Origin of the sequence: Streptomyces yokosukanensis (assembly GCF_001514035.1) — a bacterium.
GTDB lineage: Bacteria > Actinomycetota > Actinomycetes > Streptomycetales > Streptomycetaceae > Streptomyces > Streptomyces yokosukanensis.
Map to the genome: position 1 here is coordinate 97,565 of NZ_KQ948208.1, position 26,461 is coordinate 124,025.

The window sequence follows — 26,461 nt, forward strand, 5'->3', positions numbered from 1 at the left end:
CGCGGCCCGCCCCCGATCTTCGTACGCGTCTGACATAGAGTCAATCCTTGGGTTTCCTCCTCAACTCCAAGTGTTAGCTTGGGGATCGTGACCCTGGACGACCTCCGTGTGTTCGTGGCCGTGTGCCGCGCCGGCAGCCTCAGCGCCGTCGCGCGGGACCTCGGCTGCACCCAGTCCGCCGTCAGTCAGCACGTCAAGCGCCTGGAGCGGGAGACGGGCGTCGCCCTGCTGGAGCGGCAACCCCGCGGAGTCGCCCCCACCCGGGCCGGACGCGTCCTGGAGGCCGCCGCGGCCGAGGGCATCTCCGGACTGGATCTCGCCGTACGGCAGTTGCGCGATCTCCTCGACGGCCACAGCGGGTACGTCCGCGTCGCCACCGGCGCCACCACGGTCCGGCACTTCATGTCCGACGCCGTCGTCGCCTTCCGCCGCCGCCACCCCGAGGTCAACCTCGAGTTCCGTACGGTCAGTTCGAGCCGGAGCAGCTTCGACGCCCTCACCGACGGCACGCTCGATCTCGCCTGGGTCACCATCGGCTCCCCGGTCCGCGGCATCGAGCAGCGGACCGTCGCCGAACTGCCCTGGCTGCTCGCCGTCCGCGCCGACGACCCTCTCGCCGTGCGGCCGGACCTGGACCCCGCCGCACTGCGGGACGTCCGGCTCATCCGGCTCCCCCCGAACTCCACGTCCGCCTCCCATCTCGACACCGCCTGTGCCGACCTGGGCGTCCAGTTCACCTACGACACGAGCGTCGCCGACTGGGACACGGCACTGTTGCTGGTCGAGCTGGGCGTGGGCAGGGCGGTCGTACCCGCCGTACCGGGCCTCCCGGTACCCGGCGAGGGCGAACTGCGACTCATCCCGCTCCCGGGCCTGCGCCCGCTCCCCGTCGGCTGGGCCGTCCGCCGGTGGGACGCCCTCAGCCCTCCGGCGCGGGCCTTCGCGGACACGGTCGCACAGTTCCGGGGCGGGTCCGCCGCCGCGGGCTGAGCGCGACTTCCGCCCAGACCGTCTTGCCCACGGCGCGCTCGGCGACGCCCCACCGGGCCGACAGCACGAACACGACGACCAGCCCGCGCCCGCCCTCGTCCTCCGGCCGGCCGTCCAGGAACCGCAGCGGGCGGTCTCCCCGGGCGTCACTCACCTCGATACGCAACGTGCCCTTCTGCGGCAGTAGCACCAACCGCAGCTCGAAGTCCCGACCGGGCACCCGGCCGTGGGTGACGGCGTTGGAGGCCAGCTCGGCGACGATGAGTTGAGCGGTGTGGCTGGGGTCGCCGTCATGCGGGTATCCCCAGGAGGCGAGCTGGTGGGACGTGAGCCGACGGGCCAGGCGGGCGCCGCGTGGGGTGGCGCTGAGGCGTTGGACGAGTTCGGTTGTCCCAGTTGCGGGGGTGGAGATTTCCGGATTCACGTGACCGAGCGTGGTCGCTTCTCTCTACCCTGACCAGGGGAGATCCGGCGACGGAGGGTAGTCGTACGGGTGCGGTACGTCTGGTGTACGGGTGTCGCTTGGAGGGTGGCGTGGCGGAGGAAACGGAGCGGAGGGCGGAGACGCCCGCTGAGGTGAACGGGGCGGTGGGAGTCTTCGTCCTGCTGGGCAAGCAGCTGAAGTTGCTGAGGGAGCGGGCGGGGCTGAGTCAGCGGGAGTTCGGCAACCTGGTGGGGTACGGCCCCGACCAGATCTCCGCGATGGAGAGGGGGGTACGGACGCCGAGGCCGGAGTTCCTGGAGAAGGCGGACGAAATCCTCAACGCGGGCGGGCTGTTGAAGGCGGTCATCCCGGAGGTCGAGGAGGCGATGAGCAGGGCACGGACGCGGCATCCGGAGTGGTATCGCAGTCATGCGGCGATGGAGGGGGAGGCGCTTGAGCTGCACCACTACTCCAACAACGCCGTGCACGGCCTGCTGCAGACCGAGGCCCACGCACGGGCGGTGTTCGCCAAACGGCGGCCGTTCCTCGACGAGGAGACCGTCGAGAAGAGAGTGGCTGACCGGCTCTACCGCCAGCAGGTCTTCCAGCGGTCGCCGCGTCCGGTCGTGAGCTACATCCTCGAAGAGATGGTGCTGGACCGTCCCATCGGAGGGGCACGCGTCCACGGCGAGCAGCTCCGACATCTGCTGAGCGTGGGCACCATGCAGAACGTGGAGATTCAGGTAATGCCGACGCGCCTGGAGGAACACCCCAACCTGGGCAGCGCCTTCAACCTTCTGGTGCCCAAGGGGCATGGACAGGTGGCATACCTGGAAGCCCAGGGCTTCCCCCAACTCATCACAGACCGGGAGGAGGTCCGGAAGATCGCCGACCGCTATGGGATCATGCGCGCAATGGCACTCAGTCCCAAGGAGTCCCGGTCTCTGATTGCGCAGAAGCTGGAGGAGTTATGAGCATCGAGAACCTGACCTGGTTCAAGTCCAGCTATAGCGACGGCGAGGGGGGAGACTGCGTCGAACTCGCCTACACCTGGCGCAAGTCCACGTACAGCGACGGCGAAGGCGGCCAGTGCCTCGAAGTGGCCACTCACCCCACCGCCATCCACATACGCGACTCGAAGCAACCCATCGCCTCCCACCTCACCCTCTCCCACTCCACCTGGTCCGCGTTCCTCTCGGAGATATCCCGTGGGGACCGGGACGGTGACGCCCGCTCATAGCCCGCAATCCGGAGCGGGCCCCTTCCGGGCGAACAGGAACGCTTGCGGGACGGGCGAGGAGAGGCCGCCGTCGTGTTCGCGGACCGTGCGCGAGCCGAGGGTGAAACCGGCGGCCGTGAGCAGCTCCGCCATGCGCTCCGGGTGCCGGCGGAGGAAGTCCAGCGTCACGGGCCGCCCCCACGGCCGCTCCAGCCGAAGGGGTTCCTCGCCGACCTGGAAGGCGAGCAGGAGGTGCCCGCCGGGCGCCAGGACCCGATGGAACTCGGCGAACAGTGCGGGCAGTTCGGCGACCGGGGTGTGGATGCTGGAGTACCAGGAGACGACACCGGCCAGTGAACCGTCCGCGAGGGCGAGGTCCAGCATGGAGCCCTGCTCGAACCGCAGCCGGGGATTCTCGCGCCGGGCGATCTCCAGCATGGCCGCGGACAGGTCGAGCCCGAAGACGTCGAGTCCGAGGGAGGCGAGGTGCGCGGTGACCGCGCCGGGACCGCATCCGAGGTCGGCGACGGGCCCGGCGGAGCCGACCAGTTCGGCGTACACCCCGAGCAGTCCCCGCTCCAGCGGCCGGTCGGCAAGCGGATCCCGGAAGTACTCGGCGTAATCCTCGGCAACGCTGTCGTAGAACGTGCGGGTGGCGGTCAGGAAGCCCTCGGCGTCGGTCATGGGAGGGACCGTAGCCGCCCCCACTGACACGCCCTTTAGGCTGCTGCTTTGGCCGAGATGCGGCAGACGGGGGGAATGGGTCGATGAGCCATGCGACGGAGGTTTTCCAGCCACTTCAGGCGGACGACCCACCCGTGGTGGCCGGGTACCGGCTCGCCGCCCGGCTGGGGGCCGGTGGCATGGGCCGCGTCTACCTTTCGCACACCCGGGGCGGCCGTCCCCTGGCGATCAAGGTCGTACGGCCGGAGCTGGCCGACGACCCCGGGTTCCGGAGGCGGTTCGACCGGGAGATCAAGGCAGCCCGGAAGGTCCGGGGCGCCTACACCGCCGAACTGATCGACGCGGACGCGGACGGCGTACCGCCCTGGCTGGCCACGCTGTACGTGCCCGGCCCGTCCCTGACGGAGGCCGTGGCCCGGCGCGGGCCGCTGCCCGTACCGGCGGTGCTGTGGCTGATGGCGGGGGTGGCCGAGGCGTTGCAGGCCATCCACGGCGCGGGCGTCGTGCACCGGGACCTGAAGCCGTCGAACGTGCTGCTGGCCGCCGACGGGCCGCGGGTGATCGACTTCGGGATCGCGCTGGCCGCCGACGGGACCTCGTACACGGCGACGGGGGGCACGATCGGCACGCCCTCGTTCATGGCTCCGGAGCAGGCGTCCGGGGGCGAGGTGACGTCGGCGACCGATGTCTTCGCCCTCGGTCAGACGGCGGCGTTCGCGGCGCTGGGCAGGCCGCTCTACGGTGAGGGCTCGGCCGTCAACGTGCTGTACCGGATCGTCCACTCGGCACCCGACCTGTCCTCGCTGCCCGAGCCGTTGCGTCCGCTGCTGGCCCGGTGCCTGGCCGCCGATCCGGCGCAGCGGGCCACTTCGGCGGAGGTCGTGCAGTGGTGCCGGCAGCGGTTGGGAGCGGACGGCCACGCGGGCGGGGGACCGGCCGTGTGGCGGGACATCACCGGACCGGACGTCGCGGTTCCGGCTCCGGTTCCCGACCCCACCCCGGTCTCCCCGCAGCCGCTGATCGGCCCGCAGCCACCGTTCGGGTGGCCGCAGCCGGGACCGGAGGAGAGGAAGGCCCGCAGGCGCCGCGCGGCGCTGATCACGGCCGCGGGTGCGGCGGGTGGTGCGCTGCTGGTGACGGCCCTCGCGTGGTCGGTCATGGACGCGCAGGGCCGGCGCGGCCACCGGGGCGACGCGGGCGCCACGACGTCCGCCACGGGGCCGGCCGCACGGTCGTCGGCGTCCCTCCCGGCCTCCGCGCCGCGATCCTCCTCGGGCACCTCGGGCACCTCGGACTCCCCGCACCCGTCCGCGGCCTCGCCCCGGGAGCCGCGGGCCGAGCCCCACCCCCTGCGGTGGCTGGACGCGACGCACCCGCTGAGCATCAAGGACCCGGACAGCGAACCGAAGAACGGCCAGGGGGACGTCGTCCGCTTCGGCTGCAGGACGGCTGGCTGCGAACTGGAGAGCGACACCGCCGTATTCGTACAACTGTTCGGAAAGCCTGGAGACGGCACCCTCGACACGTGCCGTCTCATGCTCAGGAGCGAGAAGAACCACCGCCTCCCGCTGGCCGCGGCGGCGAACGGCACCGAGATCTGTGTCAAGGACTCGTCGGGAGACATCGCGCTGTTCGTCATCGGGACGAAGTCGACGGCGGTGCCCGACATCGCCTTCCTCCAGGGGGACCTCACGGTCTGGCGAGCGGCCTCCTAGCCTGCCCCGCAATGCCCCGCAATGCCCCGCAGCGCCCCGGTCCGGCTCCACCGGCACCCCGTTCTCGGCGAGACGCCTGCTCTCGGCGAGACCGGAAAGGCAGGAGCCCCGTCGCCGGAACGGCGCGGGGCTCCTTGGGTACTGCTCTCAGGTTCTGCGATCAGGCAGTGATCATCAGACGGGGGTGACGTTCTCCGCCTGCGGACCCTTCGGGCCCTGCGTCACGTCGAAGCTCACCTGCTGGTTCTCCTCGAGCGAGCGGAAGCCGTTCGCGTTGATCGCGGAGTAGTGAACGAAGACGTCGGGGCCGCCGCCCTCCTGGGCGATGAAGCCAAAGCCCTTTTCGGCGTTGAACCACTTCACGGTTCCGGTAGCCATAAGCCCTCCTTGGGCTCAAAAGGGTTGCCCTGCTCCAGAACCTGCACGTGCGAAACGGTGCTGCACAACTGCATTCGTCTGAAAACGACGAGAGCCCGCGGTCACATGCTCCGCAGGCTCTGTACTGCAAGGGAAACCAAACTGCAACTTGCGGCGAGCCTAGCACGCAGGCAGCCGAAAGCAATAGGGGGCAAGATCACGTCACCCAGATGTTTGAACGACCGCTGGGCCGTTTGACGGCGGGGTCGATCGGGGCACCGTACCGCATGGGGTCTAGTCTCGCGATGTGGACCTTCCCCGCACCCGGCCGCGCGTCGGCCACATCCAGTTCCTGAACTGCCTGCCCCTGTACTGGGGGCTCGCGAGAACCGGCACCCTCCTCGACTTCGAGCTGACCAAGGACACCCCGGACAAGCTCAACGAGATGCTGGTCCGGGGCGAGCTCGACATCGCGCCGATCACCCTGGTCGAGTTCCTCAAGCACGCGGACGAGCTGGTCGCCTTCCCCGACATCGCCGTCGGCTGCGACGGTCCGGTGATGTCCTGCGTGATCGTCTCGCAGCTCCCGCTGGACCGCCTGGACGGCGCCAAGGTCGCCCTCGGCTCGACCTCCCGCACCTCGGTCCGGCTCGCCCAGCTCCTGCTGGCCGAGCGCTACGGCGTACAGCCCGAGTACTACACCTCCGCACCCGACCTCAGCCTGATGATGCAGGAGGCCGAGGCCGGGGTCCTCATCGGCGACGCCGCCCTGCGCGCCAACCTCCACGACGGGCCGCGCTACGGCCTCGACGTGCACGACCTCGGCGCACTCTGGAAGGAGTGGACGGGCCTGCCGTTCGTCTTCGCGGTGTGGGCCGTCCGCCGGGAGTACCTGGAGCGCGAGCCGGACCTCACCCGCAAGATCCACGAGGCCTTCCTCGCCTCCCGCAACCTCTCCCTGGAGGAGGTCGGCAAGGTCGCCGAGCAGGCGGCCCGCTGGGAGTCCTTCGACGAGACGACCCTCGCGCAGTACTTCACCACCCTCGACTTCAGCTTCGGCAGCTCCCAGCTGGCGGCCGTCGCCGAGTTCGCCCGCCGGGTCGGCCCGACGACCGGCTTCCCGGCGGACGTGAAGGTGGACCTGCTGCGGTCGTGAGATCACGTCACTAGGCTGCTGACGGCAAATGTCGGAGGCGTCGGGGGGAGCCCGCCATGCGGCCGCTGGACGTGGACGAGCCGGCCACCGTCGGGCCGTACCGGCTGCTCGGCCGGCTCGGCTCCGGCGGCATGGGCCGGGTCTACCTCGGGCGCAGCGCGGGCGGCCGCACGGTCGCCGTGAAGATCGTGCACCCGCACTTCGCCCTGGACGAGGAGTTCCGCGCCCGCTTCCGGCGCGAGGTGGCGGCCGCCCGCCGGGTCGGCGGTGCCTGGACCGCGCCCGTCCTGGACGCGGACCCGGACGCTCCGGTGCCCTGGGTCGCCACCGCCTACGCGGCCGGCCCCTCCCTCGCCGCGGCCGTCACCGACACCGGCCCGCTGCCCGCGCACACCGTACGGGCCCTGGGCGCGGGCCTCGCCGAGGCGCTGACGGCGGTGCACGAACTGGGCCTGGTGCACCGGGACGTGAAGCCGTCGAACGTCCTGCTGACCCTCGACGGCCCCCTCCTCATCGACTTCGGCATCGCCCGCGCCACGGACGGTACGGCGTCCCTGACGTCGACCGGTGTCTCGGTCGGTTCCCCCGGTTACATGTCACCCGAGCAGATCCTCGGCCAGGGCGTCACAGGCGCCGCCGACGTCTTCTCGCTCGGCGCGGTCCTCACCTACGCGGCCACCGGCGACCCCCCCTTCCGCGGCGACTCCTCGGCCGCGCTGCTCTACCAGGTCGTCCACGAGCAACCCGAACTCTCCACCATGAGCGGCGAGTTGCGCGCCCTCGCCGCCGCCTGCCTGGCCAAGGACCCGGCGGCCAGGCCCGCCCCGGCCGCGGTGAGCCGGAGTCTCGCCCCCGACGGCGCCGCCCGCCTGATCACCGGCGGCTGGCTGCCGGGGCCCTTGGTGGAACAGGTCAGCCGCAGCGCCGTACACGTCCTGAACCTGGACACGGGGGAGACGGTGGCTTCGGGGCCGGTGGCCTTCGACACCCCTTCGCAGACAGAGCCCTCGGTACCGGCCGCATCCGCCACCGCAGCCGGTGCCTTCGGGCCTCCGCCCGACATGAACCCCGCCGAACCGCCGCCCGAACCGCCCGCGGAACCCCCTGCCGTACCCGGCCGGGTCTCCGTGAGCATGGCGGCGGCCGCCACACCGGTGGAGGGCGCCCGCGGCCGCCGGCTGAGCTGCACGGTGGTCCTGGCGGTCGCCGGCGCGCTGGCCCTGGGCGGCCTGGGCCTCGGCGCGCTCCTGCGCCCCTGGTCCCAACAGGACGGTGACGCGGGCGCGGGCAGCGCCCCCTCCCTCTCCCATGCACCGACGGCGGCCTCCGGCGCCCCCACGGACGGCACCGGCGCCCCGGACAACAGCCCCTCGCCCGGTACGATCCCGGCCCGCTACCTGGGCACCTGGCAGGGCCCGGCCGCCGCCCTCGACGGCAACCTGCCCATCGGGACCTTCCGTGTCACCGTCCACCGGGTCGGCATCGGCGAGGAACTGGGCCGCCTGACCCAGACCGACCAGCTCGGCGGGGTGTGCACCGACATCCTCACCCTGAAGCAGATGACACCGACCAAACTCATCGCCACCTCGACCGGCGCCAAGGGCAACCACGGGGGCTGCGACCCCGCCCCGCACCAGATCCAGCTGACACCGGTCGGCGGGAACCTGAAGTACACGTCCGACAGCTCGGCGGAGGGGAATCCGGTGGCGGTGCTGTCGGAGGTCAAATAGGGCCCATGCCAATGGGACTTGGGCAGCGTGCATCCGGCCCTGGCCGTTTTCGGGTCCGGGAGGTGAGGTGCGTATCCTGCCTTGACGCGGTGGTCGATCCGCCGTAGACGCCCGCACCGGCAAGGCCCGTTGGGCCTTGTGGTGGGCTGCCGCTCGGCGGCACGGGATGCATGGGGGTGGTGCGGATGCTGACGGCGCAGTGGATGCCGCGCGACGGGCAGCACGTCGGGCCCCTCTCGACCGGGCCCGCCATGGTCCTGCTCGGGATCGGTGCCGTGGTCGTGCTCGTAGCCGGCGTGGCGGCCGTCCTGTCGCGACGGGAGCCCGGCTCCAGCCGGCTGATCGGCTGGCTGTTCGGTCTCGGCCTGACCCTGTGCGTGCTGGGCGGCCTCGGGCTGCTGGTCCGTCATATCGAGGATCAGCGGACGAGCGACGGGCTCCACGCGATGGGCCTGTACGTCGACAGCGGACTTCTTCCCGCTCGGCATGGCCCAGACCTTGACGGCCTCGACACGTAGACCATCTTGGATGGAGCCACCGATCTGGAGCCCCGCCCCTGACCCGTCGGGGAACTCGACCCCCGCGGTCGGGAAGTGCCGCAGCGGCATCGGCACCGTCAACGGCGGCCCACGCGGGGTCGGGTGAGCACCTCCTGGATCAGGTCGGCGATCCTGGAGTCGGCCACTTTATGCACCACCTGTCCTTTTGCTGTCCATGGCCGCCTGCTTCTTCTGAGCCGCGGTCACCAGACGGTTCTCCTCCGCAGGGTAGGAGTCGAACAACTTGCTCAGGGCGCCCATGCGTCCCTGGAAGTCGTTGCCCCACTTGTCAGCGGCGGAACCCACCCATGTCTCGCAGCCGATGAGGTTGTTGACGGCCTTGATGGCGGACCGGATGTTTGAGACGGATGTCTCGATCGCATTCATGTCCTGGCGGCAGATATAGCCGAGCTTGTCTTCGTCAGGTATGCCCACTGCTGTCCCCCGTTACTTGGTTTCTGTTTGAGTGAAATACGTTTCGTTTCCAGATGCCGTCGGTGTCGTTTCCGGCGAGAGCGTCACAAGCGGGCGACCTGTCGATGCCTACGCGACGCGGATCTGCAGAACGTAGTTCGCCAACCCGCCGAGGATGAGACTGCCGGAACGATAGGTCATCGCTTGGGGAAGGATGCACGGAAGGTGAAGCGCGTCCACCGGCCTGGTGATTGAACAGGGCTTGCTCGACGTGGCGTCCGCCCCTTCGTGGGCGATCAGCTCGGCCTCGCCGGAGTGAAGGTGTATGACAGCTCCGTTGTTGCCTGATTTGTCGTAAACATGAGCGAAGACCCCGTTGCTGCCGTCACCCGCCAGCCACCGGACTCGATAGGTCGCTGGTGCCCCGGGCAGGCCGCTGACCTTTGCCGGCAGCAGCAGCTTGCCGAGCCGTCCGTCCGGCCCGACCGATACGACGTCGCCGAGTGCTCCGTCGACATCGGTCCCGCTGCTCTCCGGTGACAGGTAGGCGGTTCCCGTACCGTCCATCGCGTTGTTCTGGGCGAGTAGAAGAGGCAGGCCATCCGGTGACTTCGCCGTGACCTGGTACAGACGCTTCACCGTCGCGTCCTTCAGCGCCCACAGGGCGTTCCCGTCGGCGATCAGGATGGTGCCGTCAGGACGGACTCCGAACGGGCTCGCGTTCGCTGTGAAGTGGACAGCGGTCGCGGGTACCGATGCCGGAAGGGCTTGCCCCGCGGCTCGCTGCTTCCCCGATACACCCGCCAGCACCGTGACCTTGCCCTGAGAGCTGATCTTCTTCACTTGACCATTGCTGCCGAAGATCAGAGAGTTGTCGGCCAGCACCACGACGCCCCAGGCCGAGCCGCCTGTGTCGAGCGGCGTCGACACGGTGCGATCACGCTTGAGTCGCACCAGCTTCTGGCCGAGAGCGTAGGTACTGCCGTCAGCCCCGGAGGTCATGCCCTTCGACATCCCGCTGAGGCCGTAGAAGGCCACGTCTTTGGCCTTGGCGTCGCGTCCACCGTCCGAGAAGTCCAGGAGCTGCACCGCCTGGCCCTTGAGGGGGGCCACCCATTGGTTGCCGTGGTCCCCGCTGTCACTGGTACATGCGGCGGCGGTTCCCATGAGCAGGATCGCCGCCAGGGCGGCGAACGAGGCGCGCAAGGTCATGCGGAAGACACCTTCACTTGTTGTTCGTGTACGGGAGCACGGTGACCTAGTGGGAGTTGAACCGCTCAGTCCCCAGGGTGTAGGCGCTGCCCATGCTGGTCTTGAACACGTTCTCCAGCGCGGGGTCCTTCTGCGTGGCCCCGGTCCACCATCCCTCGAAGTCCTGCTGGTCCTGCTTGTTGGTGAAGGTGATGGTGCCGCCGGACCACTCCGGATGGTCGGCCGGAGGTTTGACCTGCCCGGAGGCGACGAGTCCCTGCATGATCGAGACACGCATCTGGGAGTAGTCGTCGTAGACCGTGGTCTGGGCGTTGTCGTCCACCGTCGCCGCGTTGTTGGTGGAGAACGCGGAGCTGGCGATCGGGAGACCGCCCCAGATGGCCGCCTTCGTGTAGTCCAGCCCGGTCTTGACCGACTCGAACGGAATCTTTGAGGGGGTCGGGACACTCGCGATGAAGCCGCCGACCGCGTTGAGCCACATGATGTCCTGGACGTGTTGGGCGTCCGTGCGGGCAGCCTTGTCATAGCCCACCTTCTGACCCGCGACGGACACCTCGCCACGCAACTCGGCCAGGTTCGCCAGGTAGGCCTTGGCCTGTTCGGTGTCGATACCTCGGGCGGTGGTCAGGGCAACCTGAGCGTTGACGGCGTTGACGACGTTGTTGCCCTCGGTCGGGTTCTGCATGATCTCCGCGAAGTAGCTCTTCATGGTGTCGCGGCCGACGTGGATCATCCAGGTGCCGTCGGTCTGCGGCTGGATGGGGTAGGCCCCGTCCCCGTTCTTGCCGTCCGTGGAGTACGCGAGGTCGGGTGTGTAGTTGGCGAACAACTGGGCGAGTGAATGGGCCAGGTCACCCGGCAAAGAGGGGTACTGCTCCCTCTTGTTGTCGTCCCTGCCCTGTTCCGCCGCGTACTCGGCCGCGCCTGCGTTGATGACGTTCGTTGCGGCCTCGGCGGACTGCTGGGCGTGCCCCATCCGGTCGGAGGTCGCCGCGGTGATGACCGCGGCGGGGAACTTGGCGTCGTCGAACCCGTTCCCGGGAGTGGCCCACTTGTAACTCACGAGCGCCTTGGCGTGATCGGCGCCGTCCGGGCCTGTGAGCAGCAGGCGTGACGCATCCGCGTTCTGGCTCATGCGCTGCATGAGGGCGATCGAAGGGTCGTTGGCGTCGACGGCGGCGATCTTCGCGTCGGTTCCCTTGTTGCCGTTGAGGTAGCTGACGCTGAGGCCGAGCGACTTGTACCAGGCGTTGTCGTCCTCGACGTAGCCGCCGGCACTGTAGAGGTCGGCCTTCATGAAGTCGGGCCGCATCTCGTTCTTCTGGCGCCAGTCCAGCATCGAGCCGCCCACTGCGGACAGGACGTGGGGGTCCCACTTGTCGCCGTCCGGACCGTACTTGAAGAGCATGCCGACGGACCACATGTCGCCGCCGTCCGGCTTGGTCAGCTTGTCCATGTAGTTCGGCGGCAGGGTGATTTTGCCAGCCTGGGCGAGACTGGTTGCGGTCTGCACGCCTTGGCCGAACTGCGCGAGGATGCCCTCGGACTCCTTCGACAGCACTACACCGTCGTGCGTGCCGTCCTGCTGATGCAGGACGCGTGCGGCACGGGAGGCCTGATCCATGCCGTTGTTCGCCATGAACGCCTGAAGATAGGCCGGGTCGTCCTGATGGTCGGACAACGACTGGGCAATCTCCGCGATCGTCTGCCGTGACGTCGGATCCTTCGGATTGTCCATCGCCTGTTTCAGATCCTGCGCCTCCTGTTGCGCTTCGTAGGAGGTGTTGATCTTCGAGACGTCCCAGGGAATGTTGATCCAGTCCTTGTGAGGGTCGTTCGGGTCGACGAGCCGGGGGCCGTGCAGCAGGTTCAGTGCCTCATCGGCCCGTTTGGCCATGTCTCGGGCGTCGTCATGGACCTGTGTCACCTGTTGCGTCAGCAGTGTCTGGTTGAGCGTTCCGCCCCACTCGTCGAACAGCCTCCGGATGTTGGGCGCCTCGCGAGACAGCGTCTCCGCCAGATCTTTGAGCTTGTTGGCCAGTAGGCGTACCCGGTGTGGATCGACCCCAGTGAAGTCGGACATGTCGTTTCTCCCCGTTCTGCAGCATTTCCGCCGACCTTCAGCTGTCGACAGCAACACGCAGATCGAGACTACCGTCTGCCATCGCAGATTTGCCCCGGATGGGTCAAGCGAGGATCAAGGCCGCGTAGGGATTCCGCGAAGGGATTTCACGGCACACGCGGATGAAGGGTGCGTTGGCGAGGAAATGTGTGTTCCAAAGAATGCGACGGCGTGATCGTTTCATGCAGGTAGTGAACCTCATTGCCTGACTGCCGGGTGTGCCACGCAAGAGCTTCGGGAGTGCGGATTCGTCGTCACGCATCCCCGCAAGGCGCCTTCGTCACATACGGGGAAGCGGACGATTTCGCAGGGGGCGGGCAGGAATGGCGAGGCGTCGGAGGATCGCCTGCCGGGCGGGTGTCGCTGAGATCGTCGGCGGCAAGGACGTGATCACGGTACGGAGCCGAGACGGGGCACCTCGTCGGCCGCGTCCACAGACGTGACCCGAGCCAGTCTCGCGTGCGCGAATGTCAGCCACGCGCAACGACCGTACGAAGATGCCAGGATCACCCTGCAGTCGCCCCTGGAACCCGTACCGCGGACTCGGGAGGCGGTGGCTACAGGATGGATGACGTGCAGGGGTGCGGGGATCCTGATGCCATAGAACATGGCGCACAACTATCCTTCGACGACGGGGGGATGAGGCCCATTTCGGCCACAATGCACTCCCGCTCCGATACTCATTCGCCGTCATGGCACCCTGTGCCCTGGGTATCGTCATGTCCACCGCGAAGCCCTCGCCTCACCGGGAGTCACACGTGAACCGCCGCCCTTTGCTCATCGTGGCCGCGCTGACGAGCGCCGCGGCCCTGTCGCTGTCCGCCTGCAGCAGCGGTTCCAAGGACAAGGGCAGCGACAAGATCGCGGGCGCCGGTGGCGGTGACACGAAGCAGTCGGCGTCGCCCAGCCCGAGCGCGACGGCCTCGGCCGATCGCCCGGCGATCTCGCTGCCGAGCGACGTGAAGGACGACTTCGAGAACTGGGAGATCGGCGACGCCACGAAGGACGCGGTTCTCACCGACGCCGGCGGTGCCCAGAATGCCATGAACGACGCGATCCTCAAGGGTGATCCCAATACGTCGGCCATGTCCTTCTACTACAAGGACAAAGCCCTTGTCTCCACCGTGAAGTGGGTGCAGAAGTGGAAGGACGCCGGGCTCACCTTCACAGGAACCACGTCCTACTTCAACCCGAAGGTCGACTTGTTCGGCAAGAACGCGGCCGGGGTCGTGTTCTGCTCGGACGAGACCAAGGCGTTCAACAAGAACCGCAAGACCGGAAAGGTCGACCACTCCGCACCCGGCAAGGACGCCTTCGTGCTGTACAACATGCGCCTGGAGAAGAACGCCCAGGGCGTCTGGCAGACGGCGGAGGGAACGTCCGTGAGGGGAAGCCAGTCATGCATGCGCTGAAGCGTTCCGTCACGCTGCTCGTCGGCGCGTTCGTATTCGCCGGTGCTCTCGCACCCGGCCTGGCGTTCGCCACGGGACCGGGTGGTTCCCAGTTCGACCTGTCGGGTGAGAACCAGCAGGGCAAGAGCCAGACCATCGGCTCGCGCATCTCCTTCCACGGGGCGACCCGCGGTTCCGGCGGCGGTGACTCCGGCGGCCTGGCGCCGGTGACCGACTGGTCACCGCCCGCGTGCTGGTACGAGCCGAAGTGGAACCCCGACGAGTTCGCGAAGCACTTCCAGAAGGAGTGGAACATCCCCACAGCCAGTGGGGTCGGCGAGGCGTACAACATGGCCAAGGACCACTTCCAGAATGGAAAGCCGTACAAGGACTTCAACAAGTCCGAGACCGGCAAGGGCATGTGGTGGGACGCGGTGCGGGATCCGGCACGGGAGAAGGCTGGTGATCCGGCGGCGTTCGCCTGTGACACCGCCACGTTCTGGGTGAAGAGCGGGCAGACGCCCACCGTCAAGAACGCCGTCACCCCCGAGGTGCTGGCCCAACTTGCCTACAGCAGGCTCCGGTTGCCGGATACGCGCGTGACGCTCGCGCCGTCAGGTCCCACCAAGGTGAACCTGGCGACCTGGGCGTGGCTGGACAAGAAGAACTTCAAGCCGGTGTCGGTGACTGCCGAGCTGAACGTACCGGGGTGGAACCTCCAGGCCACCACGACGGCCAAGCCGATCTCGCTCAAGTTGGAGCCCGGCACGCCGGATGCGACGACCTACCCGGCCGGCGGCGAGTGCACGTTCAATGACGACGGCACCATTGGCAAGGCGTGGGCCCCGGGACTCGGGGATCAGGACCCGCCCTGCGGCATCAAGTACCTGCGTTCGTCAGCCGGCGGGTCCTTCCCCCTGAAGGCGACGATCACCTGGCAGGTCACCTGGACCGGAACGGGCCACCCGAACCCGACCGGCCTGCCCGACGGTGCGTTCGGGAAGACCCAGAACGTTGTCGTCGAAGAGGCCCAGGCGGTCAATCGCTGAAGACGAGACCTGAGCTGAAGTGAGTGCGCGGAGCCCCTGGCCGGCCGTCTGAGAGCGCGGCGGCCTTGGCTTGCTCGGTCACAGCGTCAGGCTCTTCGGGTGTTGCCGTCTCAGGCGTTTGCTGCGCAAGCGAGTGCGCATTCTCCGAGGCTCCGGCCCTGCCCCGCCAAACCGTCCAACACCATTGATCTTGCTGCGTAGTTGAGCAGAATGGTCTGCAGGATCTCTGCAAGTTGAGGTGGGGTGCAGCAGTGGCGCGGAAGGAGGAATGGGTATGTATTGGCCCCCATGGTGGTTGATCCTGGCGTGGATCTGCATTGTTCCATTGGCTATCCAGATGTTGATCAACCCGCGTAGGTCATGGAGACGGTCCCTCAGAAACCTGGCGGAGGAAAATCCGGATATCCGTTACATTCAGAGCAAAGAAGCGCAGACGGGCTGCCAGGCCTGGGTGGGCCTCGTTGCTGTCGTGATCTGTACGATCGGATGGGCGGTACACGCCTACGACAAGGGGCATGCCCACCATGCGCACGTACCGAAGGCGCCGCCATGGTCCGCGCAGGCCCACGTCACGGCTGACCTGAGTCGTGTCACGAACTGCCCTCAATTTGACCAACATACCCCTGCGCCGGTTGTGTTCCGGCCTTCTCGTAGGGCACGCTCGACGATGTCAATGGGCTGCCTTTGGTGAGATCTTGATGCTCTTATGCGGAGAAGAATTCGATTGGCGCCTCCACGACGAACCGTGTGGCGGTAATGAGAGGCCCACATTCTCAGTGAGCCGAGAGGTGACGTACCAATGTGGTTGACAGGCGAGCGAAGGATCGGACGGGTGATGTCGTGCCTGATCGCCATCGGGGCATCGACAGCCCTTGCTGCATGTAGTTCGTCCGGCGGGCCGACCAGTGGCGAGGCTGGTGCACACATGTCAAAGGATGCCATGTGGCTCCTGGATTCAATGCAAAAGTCCTTGAAAGCGCCGGAGCGGTACACCGTCACGGATGATGGTTCCACGGACAGGAAATGTGGCAGTGGCAAGCAGAAGCGGACTTTCGCTGCGCACATGAAAGTCCCAGCCTCGCCGAACGCTCATAATGCCCTGGTACTCGACTCGGGCGACGCCAGTGGTCTCCTCGGGGCACGTGGATACAAGCTGGACACCGGCGCAGGCCAAGTACGCAAAAGTGACAACAAGTACGTCGAAGCGATGACCAACGAGAAGGCGCACACTCACATCACCGTCACACTGATGGCTCATGGTGCGCCAACTCTTGACTACGTGTTGATGGGAACGACGGATTGTCTTTGAGGTGCAGCCGCTCGACTGCTTGGCTCTACTCCCCTTCTGCTTCCTTGACGTACACGTCAGCATCCTGATTGCTCAGCTCGCCGGCTGAAAGGACTTGCTTCGTGTGGAAGGAGACCTCGCCTTCTCGCTGCTCGTTCGCCCAATCGTTGAAGGCTTCGAGTTGGTGATCCTTCGCTAGTTCCTCGAAAGGCTTGAGTTTTCCGTCCTCGCCCTTGAGATCGTTGGGTAGGGGTGTGGTCTTCCAGCCCCCGTCCATGAGCGTCGTGGCCATCGTGTACCGGGCTTGAGCAACCATTTCGAAATTGCGCTCGTTGACTTGCTCGGTCCGCTCAGGTCCAGATTCAACGTATGCGCCACCGCCGTACTCCTTGAGGGCGAACATGCCGCCACGCCAGGCCAGCGTCCAGGCCGCGGGAAGCTCGGGCTCGCCGACCACTTCCGACCCCAAGATCGCAGCCTGCTTGAGGTGCTCCTTGAAAGCCTTCTCCGACTCATCCATTTCGCCGCGAATCTTCATCTCGGCGTCATATTCGAGACGTTGAGTGTTGCCGAAGGCTTTCGCCGCGAAATCGTAGCTGCGCGGATCCCCCTTGCCGGCTGCGATCGAGTCATGATCAGCTTGGGCCGCTTTGATGAGCACGTCGTGCTGGAGTTTGCCCATCGCTTCATCGAAGGGGGCTGTCATCCCGTCGTCATCGCTGAACGTTTTCATGAACCGGTACGTGTCTTGTGGGCTGAGATAGAAGGCTGGGTCGACGCCCGGTATGTTGTCGTACTCGATCGGCGAACCAAAGGATGAGTCGCCGCTGTTTTCGTCGACGTTATGTCCGCCGATCAGTATCTCGGGCGCGTAGGAAGCCGCAAGCCTTCCCATGTCTTTCTTGAATACGCCGTTGAATTCATCTGTCTCGGCGTGGCCCGCGGCAATTATTGCGTCGAAGGCGAAAGTGCTCTCCCAGGCATCGTGCTTGCCTGCATCGACATGCCAGTTCCCGCTTGCATCCTCCTGTCCGCGAACCCCGGAACCGACGTCGATGGCGTGACCCAGAGCCGTCTGGGCGTCGTTGTTCATCTTGCTGTACTCCAGGAGCAGCTTCAAATGCTCTTGAAGGTTCGGATTCTTCTCGTCGCCCATCTGTGCAAGGGCGTCGAATACGGCCCGCTGGTTGTCGCCGAGCGCCTCCAGGTTGAGGGCGACCGTATCGTCCGGCAGGCCCAGAATGCGCGCGTTCTCGCCGCCGCCACGAAAATCTTGCTCCTTGTCCTTGGCGACCTGATCGAGGACGTTGGCGCGAGTGGATTGGGCGAGGAAGGAGGAGGGGAAGTCGCCGTAGCGCAACATGGCCCCACGATCCCAGCCCAAGGGGTACGCCCCCTTGGGTACCGGCTGGACGTACATCTTCTTGATCTTGTCGAATCCTGGCGCCGGAGAGTCTGCACTGACGGCCACACCGAACGCGTGACTGTACGCCTTGAGGTCCTCGCTGGCTGTCGAGCTGCCGGTACTGGCAAGGAGGCTGGGGAGAGTCTCTGCTTGGACCGGTGGGTGGAGATTGGCGTAGAACGAAGAGCAGAAGTCTGGATCGTCCTTGTAGGCGGCCAGCTTCTCGGCCAACTCGTGGTACTTCTCGCCGGCCTTCTTGTCGCCGCTCGTGTTCTTGGAGAACTCGTCGGCCAGGTCCTTGCCGTCCTTGCGGGCTTGGGCGGCGCTGATAACCGGCTCGGGCACTTGGACCATCTGCAGCCCGGGGTGCTCCCGCTCCAGAGCCGCCCCGAGGGCCTGGTGGCGGGTGAGGGCGGGTAGCTGGTCGTCGAGCCACGTACAGATGCTCAGGATCTGCGTCAGATCGCCGCTGTCGATGCCGAAGCGGTCGAAGCGTGACTTGAGGTTGGTCGCGCTGTTGCGGAGATCTCCCTTGTCCTGTGTGTAGGACTTGATCAGGCTCAACATGGCCTTTGGGTCGACTCCTGAGAACTCGCCCATTTTTTACTTCCCCGTTGGAGTGTTTTTGGAAGATTTTTCGATGGCGGGCTCAGTAGCCTTCCATCTGCATATGCATCATCTTCGCCTCGCCCGGCGAGACCTTCTCCGGACACTTGGCAATTTCGGCCTGCACGGCCGGAATCAGCTTGCCTACCAATGTCCCGATCCGTTGCTTTTTTCCATGAAGGTCGTCCCGGAAGTTCGCGGCGACTCCGCCGGCTTCACTGGTCCATACCTTTTTGCCCTGCATGTCGGCGTCTGCCTTTGCCAGCAGGCCTTTCAGGCGTTCGGTTTCCGATGTGAGGTCGTTCTTCAGTGACACCAGCGCTGTTCGCCAGGGATTGTCGACCTTCTGCTGTGCTGCCGGATCCCCCATGAGTTCTCCCCGCCTTCGTCACATCCACACGGGCCGCGTCGAAGCAACATGATGGCACGGGGGAACCAACTGGGGTGCGGATGGTGTGTGTTGTTGGCGAAGGCATCGGTACGGATGTTTCCGGGGTGGCGTAGAGTACGGTGCCACCTGCGGGCGGACGGCCCGTGACAAGAGTTCGTGATACGGGGAGGAGCGGTTAGCCATGGCGTCCAATATCAGTGGTGCCGATCTCGAGGCGCTGAACAAGCTGGTCAATCACTTCAAGAGCCAGAAGATGAACCTGGAGTCGGTGTTCTCCGGTCTGAACTCCGCTTCTGACGAGAGCCAGGCGTACTGGACGGGTCCGCTGGCGGACAAGTTCCGTCACGAGTGGGCCTCGATGAAGCCGCACCTTCAGAAGATCGTGGACCTGCTGCACGAGGCCCACCAGGCCTCGCACACCAACCACCAGAACATCCACCGGGCCACCCACGGTCACTGACCGACGGGGTGCAAGGAGCCGGTAGTTACGGCCCGGGGCGGCTTGTCCGAAACGTCGGACAACCCGCCCCGGGCTGTTTTCGTGTCACGAGCTTCTCAGGCCTGCTCAGTCATCGATGACCGCCTGCACCTGAGTCACCGAGCCGCCCTGGACGAGAATGCCCCGGCCCGCAGGGCCCGCCGAGGCCGTGCGGGGCAGGCGGATGCCGAAGAGTTGTTCACCGGCGTCCGGGGTGGGGGCGAGGAGCAGACCGAGGCGGTTGCGTCGTGCCTCGACCACGAAGCCGCGGTACTGGGATCCCAGGGTCTCGGCCGAACCCGCCGCGATGACGGCGTGGTCGCCGTCCAGTCCACTGCGGACGACCTCCTCCAGCCCCTCGGCCAGCGCGGAGTCGTAGAGCAGTTCCGCGTCGTCCACGAGGACCGCGTAGCGCTCGGTCGACACCGGTGACAGAAGGTCGGTGAGGTCGTGCTGGGAGGCGTCCCCGTTCAGGACGCCGAGGACGCCGGGTTCGCCCTCCAGGTTCTTCAACGGTGAGCGCTTCGGGGTGATCAGTACGACGGGCAGGCCGCGGCGGGTCATCGACCGGGCCATCGTGATCAGGGTGCTCGACCGGCCCGACTTCGGCGGCCCGGCGATGACGAAGCCAGGGCCGGCCTCCGACAGATCGGCGCCCAGCGGGGCCAGTTCGTCGCCGCCGACGCCCACCAGGGCCCAGAGGTCCGAGGTGGGGCCGAACTCCGGTTCCAGGGCCAGCGCTTCCTCCGCCGTGCACCGGATGGGCAGGGCGTCCACGCGCATCGGCCGGAGCCGTCGCGGCGGCCGCGGGTGGCTGCGGGCGGCCTCGGTGGCGATCTGCTGCAATGCCTCCACCTGGGCCTTGCCGGCCGGGTCGGCGGCCAGCAGGGCCAGCTGGCATTCCTGGACCCCGTCGTCCGTGAGACGCAGAGCCCGCCCGGGTGGCATGTCCTTGGGCACGGAACGCGGATTGATGCCGGCCATGCCGTAGTCGTTGGGGTCGGTGAGCCGCAGGATCAGACGCTCGCCGAAAGAGCTGGTCACGGGGCCGGTCATGCCGCTGCGGTCCGTGGTCATCACCACGCGCAGGCCGACGGCGGGGCCCTCGCGGAAGAGCCGTGTGACGGCTTCGATCAGCTTGCCGTAGTCGTAGCCCTCGAAGGTCGAGACGTACCCCTCCCAGCCGTCCAGGAGCAGCACCATGTACGGCAGCCTCTCCTCGCCGTGGGCCGATGCCCGCTGCTCCGCGACGCTGGAGACGCCGAGATGGGCGAGGAGTTGCTGGCGCCGGGTCACCTCGCCCTGGAGACGGCCCAGCAGCCGTACCAGACGTTCGGACTCGTCCCGGGTGACGATGCCGCCGCACTGCGGCAGCCGGGTCAGCGGCAGGAGGACGTTGGCTCCGCAGTCGATGCCGTACAGGTGCGCGTCGGACGGGGACGTGGTCCTGGCCACCGAGGCGGCGATCGTGCGCAGCGCGGTCGAGCGTCCGGAGCGGGGGCCACCGACGATCAGCAGGTGCTCGCCGTTCACCAGGTCCAGGGCGAGCGGTGATCGGGCCTGGCGGGCGGGGACGTCGATGACGCCGAAGACAGCCGGCGGCAGGTCACCGTACCCGGGACCGGCTTCCTGACTCAGGTCGGCGACCGTGATGTGCTCGGGCAGCGGAGGCAGCCACGGCCTGTGCGGTTCGCCGAAGCCCATGCGGCGTGAACCGTCCGCGATGGCGTCCACCAGCACCGCGAGATCCGTCACCAGGGTGCCGTCGTCGCCGTCGTCGGCCGCCTTCGGCAGGGGACGGCCGACCGCGTTCCAGGGCAGTGGGACGAGGTTGACGGCAGGGCGTGACGACAGCCCGGGCCGCCGGCCGCCGATGCGTGCCGACTGGACCGCCACCAGCGCGTTCGCGCCCGAGCGTACGTACATCCGGCCCGGGGTGGACTTCGCGATGCTCCCGGCGTCCGGGGCCTCGATGACGTCCGCGGACTCGTCCCTGTTGGTCACGCGCAGCGCGATGCGCAGGTTCGTGTTGGCGCGGATGTCCTGGCTGACGACACCTGCCGGACGCTGCGTGGCGAGAATGAGGTGGACGCCGAGAGAACGTCCTCGGCGTGCGATGTCGACCAGACCGGTGACGAAGTCGGGCAACTCGGCCACCAGCGCGGCGAATTCGTCGATGATGATGACCAGGCGGGGCATCGGCTCCAGTTCGGGCCGCAGCCGCCGGGCGTCGGTGTAGTCCTCGATGTCCTTCGCCGGCGCGGCGCTGAGCAGGAGTTCCTCGCGCCGCCTCAGCTCGGCGGCGAGTGAGGCCAGAGCGCGCTCCGTCAGATGCGCGTCGAGGTCGCTGACCATGCCGACGGTGTGCGGGAGCCGCGCACAGTCAAGGAACGCGGCGCCGCCTTTGTAGTCGATCAGGACGAAGTTCAGGGCGTCGGGCCGGTTGTGGACGGCCAGCGAGGTGATGAGCGTCTGCAGCAGCTCGGACTTACCGGCACCCGTGGTGCCGGCGACGAGCCCGTGCGGCCCGTCCAGCCGGAGATCGAGGGAGAAGGTTCCCTCGGCCCCGATGCCGACCGGGAAGCGGGTGGAGGCACCGCCGGACCGCCACATCAGCTCGATGGCGGCGCCCGTGGGATCGGGCATCTGCAGCAGGTTGAGCAGGCGTGCCGCCGACGGCAGTGCACTGTCCGCGTCGTCGCGGCTGACGTCTCGCACGGGGGCCAGCGAGCGGGCCACCAGCTCGCACCACTCGCCGGACACCTGGTCGGCCAGCACCTCGCCCAGTGCGTCGAGCCGCGCGCCGCGCAGCACCACGCGGTCGGCGGAGCCCATCGGCCAGCCGATCGCGACGCGGCACTCCTCGGGCAGCAGCCGCTCGTCCTCGTCCACGCACAGCGCGAACATGCCGTACAGCGGTCCCTCCTGCAGCAGCTGGGGAACGCCCGGCACCCGGCGGAGCAGCCGGGCCCCGTCCAGAACGATCAGGACATGCGGGTCGGGCCGCAGCTGCCCCATGGCGCCGGCCGGGGCGGCGGCCGCCTTGCGGCGATTGAGTTCGTTGAGCAGTTCCGTGACGCGTCGCCCGATGGTCTCGGAGTCCGTGCCGATGAGCGAGACGCATTCCTGTCCGTCGCGCGGCGCGGTGTGAGGCAGCCAGTGCGCCCAGTTCCAGGCGTCCCCGGCGTCCGGGGCGGAGGAGAGCACCACGACCGACAGATCGCGCGGGCTGTGCAGGACGGCAGACTGGACCGTGAGCCAGCGGGCGCTGGCGAGCGCCTGAAAGCGCGCTCCGGCCAGACCCACCACACCCAGTTCGGTGAACGGCAGCGGGACCGGTACGTCGTGCACGATCGGCGGGGCGGGCGGCCCATCGTCGTTCTTCGTCCGAGAGCCGGCGAGCTCGATGTTGGCAGGGAGGTCGGCGACGCCGACGCGCAGCGCCAGGGCGTCGGGGTCGGTCAGCCTGCGCTCCCACAGGCGGCGCCGTGGTCCGGTCGCGAACAGCAGGAGGGAGGCGGCATCCGGGTAGGCGTCGCGCCGGGCCCGCTGATCCGCTGCGCACAGACGGGCCAAGTCCTCGTCGTACTTGGCCTTCTGGGCCTTGTAGTCCTTCACCGTGGTGCGGTGCTTCTTCTTGCCCTCGCGGTTCTGGCTGACCCATTCGCCGGCCATCATCACCGGGCTCATCAAGCAGAACAGAAGCGTGTACGTCTGCTTGGTCATGAGGTACATGACTACCCCGAAGATCAACGGGGTGATGGAGGCGATCAGTTGGAAGCGATGGCGCTCGGCCTTGCCGGGAGCCTCCGGTACCACCAGCCTCGCCCGCGGCGGCAGTGAACTCAGCCGGGGCGGGCGGTTGTAGGCCAGTCCTCCCTCTCCCATCGGTGCCAGGTGCGCGTCGGGCGCGACCGGATGGTCGAGGACCAGCTGGGAGCTGCCGCAGGAGACGAGCGCGCCCTGTGGCCACTCGCGCTCCTCGGCGACGGCCTCGCCGTCGAGGAGCACCTGCGCACCTGCCGGTCCGGGCGCCAGGGTGACCCGGCCGTCGACGGCGACGCTCACGCGCAGGGCCTCGTGGGGGAGGCGGGCGTCGGGGACGGTGATGGTGCAGCCGGGCCCCGACCCGATCGTGGTCACACCCGCGGCCAGCCGGGCGACCCGGCCGGCGCCGGGGCCCGCGGTGACCCGCAGTTCGTACCGCCCGGAGGGTTCGCCCGCCCGCAGATACGGACCGATGGAGTCGTCGACGGTTATCCGCATGCCGTCGCGGAGCACGTCGCCCGCCGGTACGTCCGGGTCGCAGTGCCGCCCGTCGGCCCACAGTCCCGCTGCGGTGGGTGCGAGCGCATCGCCGAGCCGTCTGTCGTGCGCGCCGTGCCGACTGTGCGGCAGTGTGGTGACGGTGGTGGGGACGGGAGCAGGGGCGGAGACGGCCGCGTGGGCCAGTGCCTTGGCCACCTCGGCGACGCTCGCGTCCTCACCGAAGTCGAGGATGACGTCCTGTGGATCCGTGCCTTGGCGGACCACCGTCACGGACAGCCGCATCGACCGTGTTCCTTCCTGGGGAACCGTGGCATCGCCACGTTGACATGCCCGCAAAGGCTATACGGTGCAGCCGGTGGTGCTTGGGTGCCAGCGGCCTTCGCAGGACGACCACACATGGGTGCACCTCAGCGGTTCACGGTCTGGATCTCCTGGACTTTCACGTCCTGTTCGTTGCCGAACGTGCCATCGGGTAGGTCGCCGCCCGCTCCACCGGTTCCCGTCCACGTGATCTGCCAGGTGATGGTTGCCTTCAATGGGAAGGTGGCGTCGCCGGAGGAGCGGAGGTACCTGATGCCGCAGGGTGGGGTCTCATCGGCCTTGCCGTTTGCGTACGGCTCCCCGATCGATCCGTCGTCGTTGATCGCGCACTCGCCGGATGCGGGATAGGTCTCGGCGTCCCCTGTTCCGGGCTGGAGCTTCAGGGACACCGGCTTGGCCACGGTGGTGGCCTGGAGATTCAGGCCCGGTGCGGTGATTGATGCCGTGACGGAAACGGGCTTGAACTCAGCTTTGTCCAGCCAAGCCCACGTGCGGAGGTTGACCTTGGTGGTGTCGTCGGGAGCGAGCGACACCTTGGTGCTCGGGACCTTGATCTGCTCGTAGGCGAGCCCGGCCAGGATCTCCGGAGTGATGGCGTTCTTGACGTGGGGGGTTTCACCGTTCTTGACCCAGAAGGGCAGTGTCGTGTTGCAGGCGGTCCGTTCGAGAATAGGAGCGTTCGGATTCTCGACGGCCCCCCACCACATTCCCTCATCTTGCTTGTCGAGATTGTAGTTCTTGTATTCGCCGTCCTTGTAATTCTGCCGGAAGTCATACGTGGCATGCCTCGCGTATTCCGGCTGGTTGGGGTCGGTTGTCACCTGCTTGTAGTCGGATTCTACTTGCTTCGCGAACTGCTTCGAAGTCCAGCTGGGGGCCAGCCAGCAGGCCGGTGGCGCCCAGGAACTTCCGGTGACCGAGACAGGGCCCACGGACGAACCGGAGCCGTTCTTCGTGGTGTCGTACGAGACCGCCGCGTATAGCTTGTTGTTCGTGAGGCCGGCGTCGGAATCTGCGTCGGTCGTTCCCTTGTCGATAGGGCCGCCGGCGAATGAGCTGGGTGCCGATGCGAGGATCAGGGCGGCAGTCACACCCGCAACGCAGAGGCTGCCGCGCTTCATCCTTTGCACTGCGTGGCCTCCTTCTGTACCTCGATGTCCTCGGCGGTCCACAGGCCCTTGGCCCCCTTGGAGGCCGTCATCACGATTTCGAAGAAGTAGTAGTCCTTGTCGCTCGGCTTGGTCTTGAGGATCTTCTTGGACTTGACTTCCTTGCCGTAGAACTTCGAGTCGTCGTCGCAGAAGGAGACCGATGCGCGATTGCCGCCGCTGGTCATGTCGACCTTGGCGCGCGAGTAGCGCTGGACTCCGGTGACGGTCCAGCCGCCGTCGACGTACTGCTTGATCTGTTTCCTGGCGTATGCCTGAGCGGTGCCGTCAGGTGTGGAGTAGAACTTGTACGCCCCGTCCTCGGCGTTCTGCTGGACGACGCCGTAGTTGATGGCGCGAACGAAGTTCTCGGCGTCGCCGAGTACCGCGGCATTCTTGGCGTCGGACGGTTCGGTGCGGTCGAACACCATCTTGAAATCCGAGGGGAACTTCATCGTCGGACGGTCGATGTTCCTTGCGGCGTCCGATGCGCTCGGCGATGCCGACGTCTTCGTGCCGCCGGCGTCAGCCCCGGCGATCTTGTCGTTGTCCTTGGAGCCGTCGTCCCCGCCGCCGCAAGCCGTCAGCAGCAGGGCTGCAGTTACGGCGAGCGCGGCGGCGACGGGCAAAGTGCGGCGCTTCACAGTGGACTCCCCCGTGAGACAGAAGTTCAGTCAAGACCACAGACGGTATCGGTGGGGTTCTCGGTTTCGCCAGAGCGAACTCTCTTGAGGGGACGGCTAATTCGGATATACCGACCCTTGTGGGTGCGCTCGGTGTGAACACAGTGCAGGCGAGGGCGGTGGCACCTGCCACGACGGTCCCTGTCGCTACGGAGAGTGCTTGTCCGCCAGGCGCCCTTGGCGTTCTTCAGCAGGCATGTGGTTGAGCGAGTCGTCCCGGTGAGGGCCAGCCGCCTGGGAGAGGGCGTAGTTCGTGGCATCGATGCGTCGTTCGGCGTCGGCGACGGGCACGGACCGGCGGCTCGCGATGGACTCCCGAGGGGCAGAGGTCCTCGGGACCTACGACAGGTGTGGCTGGGAATAGACCAGTACGGGAACGTGAGGCGCAAACGCGTCCACCGCCGCCTGGAGCCGCTCTGGGGCGAGTCGCCAGAAGTTGATGGGGCGGCTCGCCAGGAGCAACTCGTAGTCCACATGCGGGGCCAGCATCGCGGCCGTCTCTCGACTGACGCCGCTGTTCATCCCGGGCAGGGCGGGCGCGCCGGGCTTGCGCTGCACTCCGATGTGGTTGACCCCGTTTCCGGCGGTGCGCTGATGCCACACCACGATGGACGTGATGTCCTGCCACGGCACAAAGGCGAGTTGGCGCTCGTAGCGCGCGGGGGCGCCCCCGAGCAGTACGCCTTCCCCGTCGACACGCAGGGCAACCAGTTTCTTCCACTTCATGCCGCCGAGCAGCTGGAAAGGCGTCCGGACGAAGTGTGCCTCGTAGACGGGTGAGTTCGCAGCAGTCATCAGGGAACCTCGGGAACGGCCGTGTCCTGCGGGAAAGGTTCTGCACGGCAACCTACTTCGTGGCGCCGGCCTTCT

General features: G+C 67.3%; 23 protein-coding genes. 11 read left to right on the plus strand and 12 right to left on the minus strand.

The window, feature by feature from the left end:
• Nucleotides 1-87: 87 nt before the first annotated feature.
• The gene (locus AQI95_RS06980) at nt 88-990 is read left to right on the plus strand and encodes a LysR family transcriptional regulator (RefSeq protein ID WP_167361931.1); all 903 of its coding nucleotides are present in this window, start codon (nt 88-90) and stop codon (nt 988-990) included.
• Here the strand turns inward: AQI95_RS06980 and AQI95_RS44585 are convergent.
• Entirely contained in the window at nt 920-1,414 is a 495-nt protein-coding gene (locus tag AQI95_RS44585) for an ATP-binding protein (RefSeq protein ID WP_079071114.1), read from the minus strand. The genes AQI95_RS06980 and AQI95_RS44585 overlap by 71 nt on opposite strands.
• Before the next feature lie 110 nt (nt 1,415-1,524).
• Between AQI95_RS44585 and AQI95_RS06985 the strand changes: the two genes are divergently transcribed.
• Nucleotides 1,525-2,388: a helix-turn-helix domain-containing protein gene (locus AQI95_RS06985; protein ID WP_067120364.1), complete on the plus strand. Its 864-nt coding sequence runs from the start codon at nt 1,525-1,527 to the stop codon at nt 2,386-2,388.
• Nucleotides 2,385-2,654, plus strand: a complete 270-nt coding sequence (locus AQI95_RS06990) for a DUF397 domain-containing protein (protein ID WP_067119098.1) — start codon at nt 2,385-2,387, stop codon at nt 2,652-2,654. Before AQI95_RS06985 ends, AQI95_RS06990 begins: the two co-directional genes overlap by 4 nt.
• Here AQI95_RS06990 and AQI95_RS06995 read toward each other — a convergent pair.
• Nucleotides 2,649-3,317 (minus strand): class I SAM-dependent methyltransferase, encoded by a 669-nt coding sequence (locus tag AQI95_RS06995; RefSeq protein ID WP_067119101.1) that lies wholly within the window; start codon nt 3,315-3,317, stop codon nt 2,649-2,651. The genes AQI95_RS06990 and AQI95_RS06995 overlap by 6 nt on opposite strands.
• Before the next feature lie 83 nt (nt 3,318-3,400).
• Here AQI95_RS06995 and AQI95_RS07000 point away from each other — a divergent pair, with 83 nt between their 5' ends.
• A complete protein-coding gene (locus tag AQI95_RS07000; RefSeq protein WP_067119104.1) occupies nt 3,401-5,032 on the plus strand; it encodes a serine/threonine-protein kinase in 1,632 nt (543 codons plus the stop codon).
• A 174-nt stretch (nt 5,033-5,206) separates the two neighbouring features.
• Here AQI95_RS07000 and AQI95_RS07005 read toward each other — a convergent pair whose 3' ends face one another.
• A complete protein-coding gene (locus AQI95_RS07005) occupies nt 5,207-5,410 on the minus strand; it encodes a cold-shock protein (RefSeq protein ID WP_007490911.1) in 204 nt (67 codons plus the stop codon).
• A gap of 286 nt (nt 5,411-5,696) precedes the next feature.
• On the opposite strand from AQI95_RS07005, the gene AQI95_RS07010 reads away from it, so the two are divergent.
• The 3 genes from AQI95_RS07010 (at nt 5,697) to AQI95_RS07020 (ending at nt 8,793) form a co-directional block, all read left to right on the plus strand.
• Nucleotides 5,697-6,545 carry a menaquinone biosynthetic enzyme MqnA/MqnD family protein gene (locus tag AQI95_RS07010; protein WP_067119107.1) on the plus strand — a complete coding sequence of 283 codons (849 nt, stop codon included), beginning with the start codon at nt 5,697-5,699 and terminating at the stop codon, nt 6,543-6,545.
• Between the two features lie 56 nt (nt 6,546-6,601).
• A complete protein-coding gene (locus AQI95_RS07015) occupies nt 6,602-8,275 on the plus strand; it encodes a protein kinase domain-containing protein (protein WP_067119110.1) in 1,674 nt (557 codons plus the stop codon).
• A 185-nt stretch (nt 8,276-8,460) separates the two neighbouring features.
• Nucleotides 8,461-8,793 (plus strand): hypothetical protein, encoded by a 333-nt coding sequence (locus AQI95_RS07020; RefSeq protein WP_159056480.1) that lies wholly within the window; start codon nt 8,461-8,463, stop codon nt 8,791-8,793.
• 168 nt (nt 8,794-8,961) lie between these two features.
• Here AQI95_RS07020 and AQI95_RS07025 read toward each other — a convergent pair whose 3' ends face one another.
• The 3 genes from AQI95_RS07025 to AQI95_RS07035 all read right to left on the minus strand — a co-directional run bounded on the left by AQI95_RS07025 (nt 8,962) and on the right by AQI95_RS07035 (nt 12,523).
• Nucleotides 8,962-9,249, minus strand: coding sequence for a hypothetical protein (locus AQI95_RS07025; RefSeq protein ID WP_159056481.1), 288 nt, complete (start codon nt 9,247-9,249; stop codon nt 8,962-8,964).
• Nucleotides 9,250-9,357: 108 nt separating this feature from the next.
• On the minus strand, nt 9,358-10,440 hold the full coding sequence (locus AQI95_RS07030; protein WP_067119119.1) for a hypothetical protein: 1,083 nt from the start codon (nt 10,438-10,440) through the stop codon (nt 9,358-9,360).
• 46 nt (nt 10,441-10,486) lie between these two features.
• Nucleotides 10,487-12,523, minus strand: coding sequence for a hypothetical protein (locus AQI95_RS07035; protein WP_067119122.1), 2,037 nt, complete (start codon nt 12,521-12,523; stop codon nt 10,487-10,489).
• Nucleotides 12,524-13,320: 797 nt separating this feature from the next.
• Here AQI95_RS07035 and AQI95_RS07040 point away from each other — a divergent pair.
• The 3 genes from AQI95_RS07040 to AQI95_RS47245 all read left to right on the plus strand — a co-directional run bounded on the left by AQI95_RS07040 (nt 13,321) and on the right by AQI95_RS47245 (nt 16,311).
• Nucleotides 13,321-13,974, plus strand: a complete 654-nt coding sequence (locus tag AQI95_RS07040) for a hypothetical protein (RefSeq protein ID WP_067119125.1) — start codon at nt 13,321-13,323, stop codon at nt 13,972-13,974.
• Nucleotides 13,962-15,002 (plus strand): hypothetical protein, encoded by a 1,041-nt coding sequence (locus tag AQI95_RS07045; protein ID WP_067119127.1) that lies wholly within the window; start codon nt 13,962-13,964, stop codon nt 15,000-15,002. The genes AQI95_RS07040 and AQI95_RS07045 overlap by 13 nt, the downstream gene beginning before the upstream one ends.
• 835 nt (nt 15,003-15,837) lie before the next feature.
• Complete coding sequence (locus AQI95_RS47245) at nt 15,838-16,311, plus strand: hypothetical protein (protein ID WP_159056482.1); 474 nt, start codon at nt 15,838-15,840, stop codon at nt 16,309-16,311.
• A gap of 25 nt (nt 16,312-16,336) precedes the next feature.
• Here AQI95_RS47245 and AQI95_RS07050 read toward each other — a convergent pair whose 3' ends face one another.
• Both AQI95_RS07050 and AQI95_RS47250 read right to left on the minus strand, forming a co-directional pair.
• Entirely contained in the window at nt 16,337-18,262 is a 1,926-nt protein-coding gene (locus AQI95_RS07050; RefSeq protein ID WP_067119130.1) for a hypothetical protein, read from the minus strand.
• Between the two features lie 82 nt (nt 18,263-18,344).
• The gene (locus AQI95_RS47250) at nt 18,345-18,671 is read right to left on the minus strand and encodes a hypothetical protein (RefSeq protein WP_067119133.1); all 327 of its coding nucleotides are present in this window, start codon (nt 18,669-18,671) and stop codon (nt 18,345-18,347) included.
• 202 nt (nt 18,672-18,873) lie between these two features.
• Between AQI95_RS47250 and AQI95_RS07060 the strand changes: the two genes are divergently transcribed.
• Nucleotides 18,874-19,152 (plus strand): WXG100 family type VII secretion target, encoded by a 279-nt coding sequence (locus tag AQI95_RS07060; RefSeq protein WP_067119136.1) that lies wholly within the window; start codon nt 18,874-18,876, stop codon nt 19,150-19,152.
• 105 nt (nt 19,153-19,257) lie between these two features.
• Here the strand turns inward: AQI95_RS07060 and AQI95_RS07065 are convergent, their stop codons facing one another.
• The 4 genes from AQI95_RS07065 to AQI95_RS07080 form a co-directional block, all read right to left on the minus strand.
• Nucleotides 19,258-23,721 (minus strand): FtsK/SpoIIIE domain-containing protein, encoded by a 4,464-nt coding sequence (locus AQI95_RS07065; RefSeq protein WP_067119138.1) that lies wholly within the window; start codon nt 23,719-23,721, stop codon nt 19,258-19,260.
• A gap of 125 nt (nt 23,722-23,846) precedes the next feature.
• Complete coding sequence (locus AQI95_RS07070; protein WP_067119141.1) at nt 23,847-24,881, minus strand: hypothetical protein; 1,035 nt, start codon at nt 24,879-24,881, stop codon at nt 23,847-23,849.
• Nucleotides 24,878-25,552 (minus strand): hypothetical protein, encoded by a 675-nt coding sequence (locus AQI95_RS07075; RefSeq protein WP_067119144.1) that lies wholly within the window; start codon nt 25,550-25,552, stop codon nt 24,878-24,880. The genes AQI95_RS07070 and AQI95_RS07075 overlap by 4 nt, the downstream gene beginning before the upstream one ends.
• A 378-nt stretch (nt 25,553-25,930) precedes the next feature.
• Nucleotides 25,931-26,386 (minus strand): hypothetical protein, encoded by a 456-nt coding sequence (locus AQI95_RS07080; RefSeq protein WP_067119147.1) that lies wholly within the window; start codon nt 26,384-26,386, stop codon nt 25,931-25,933.
• Nucleotides 26,387-26,461 lie beyond the last annotated feature (75 nt).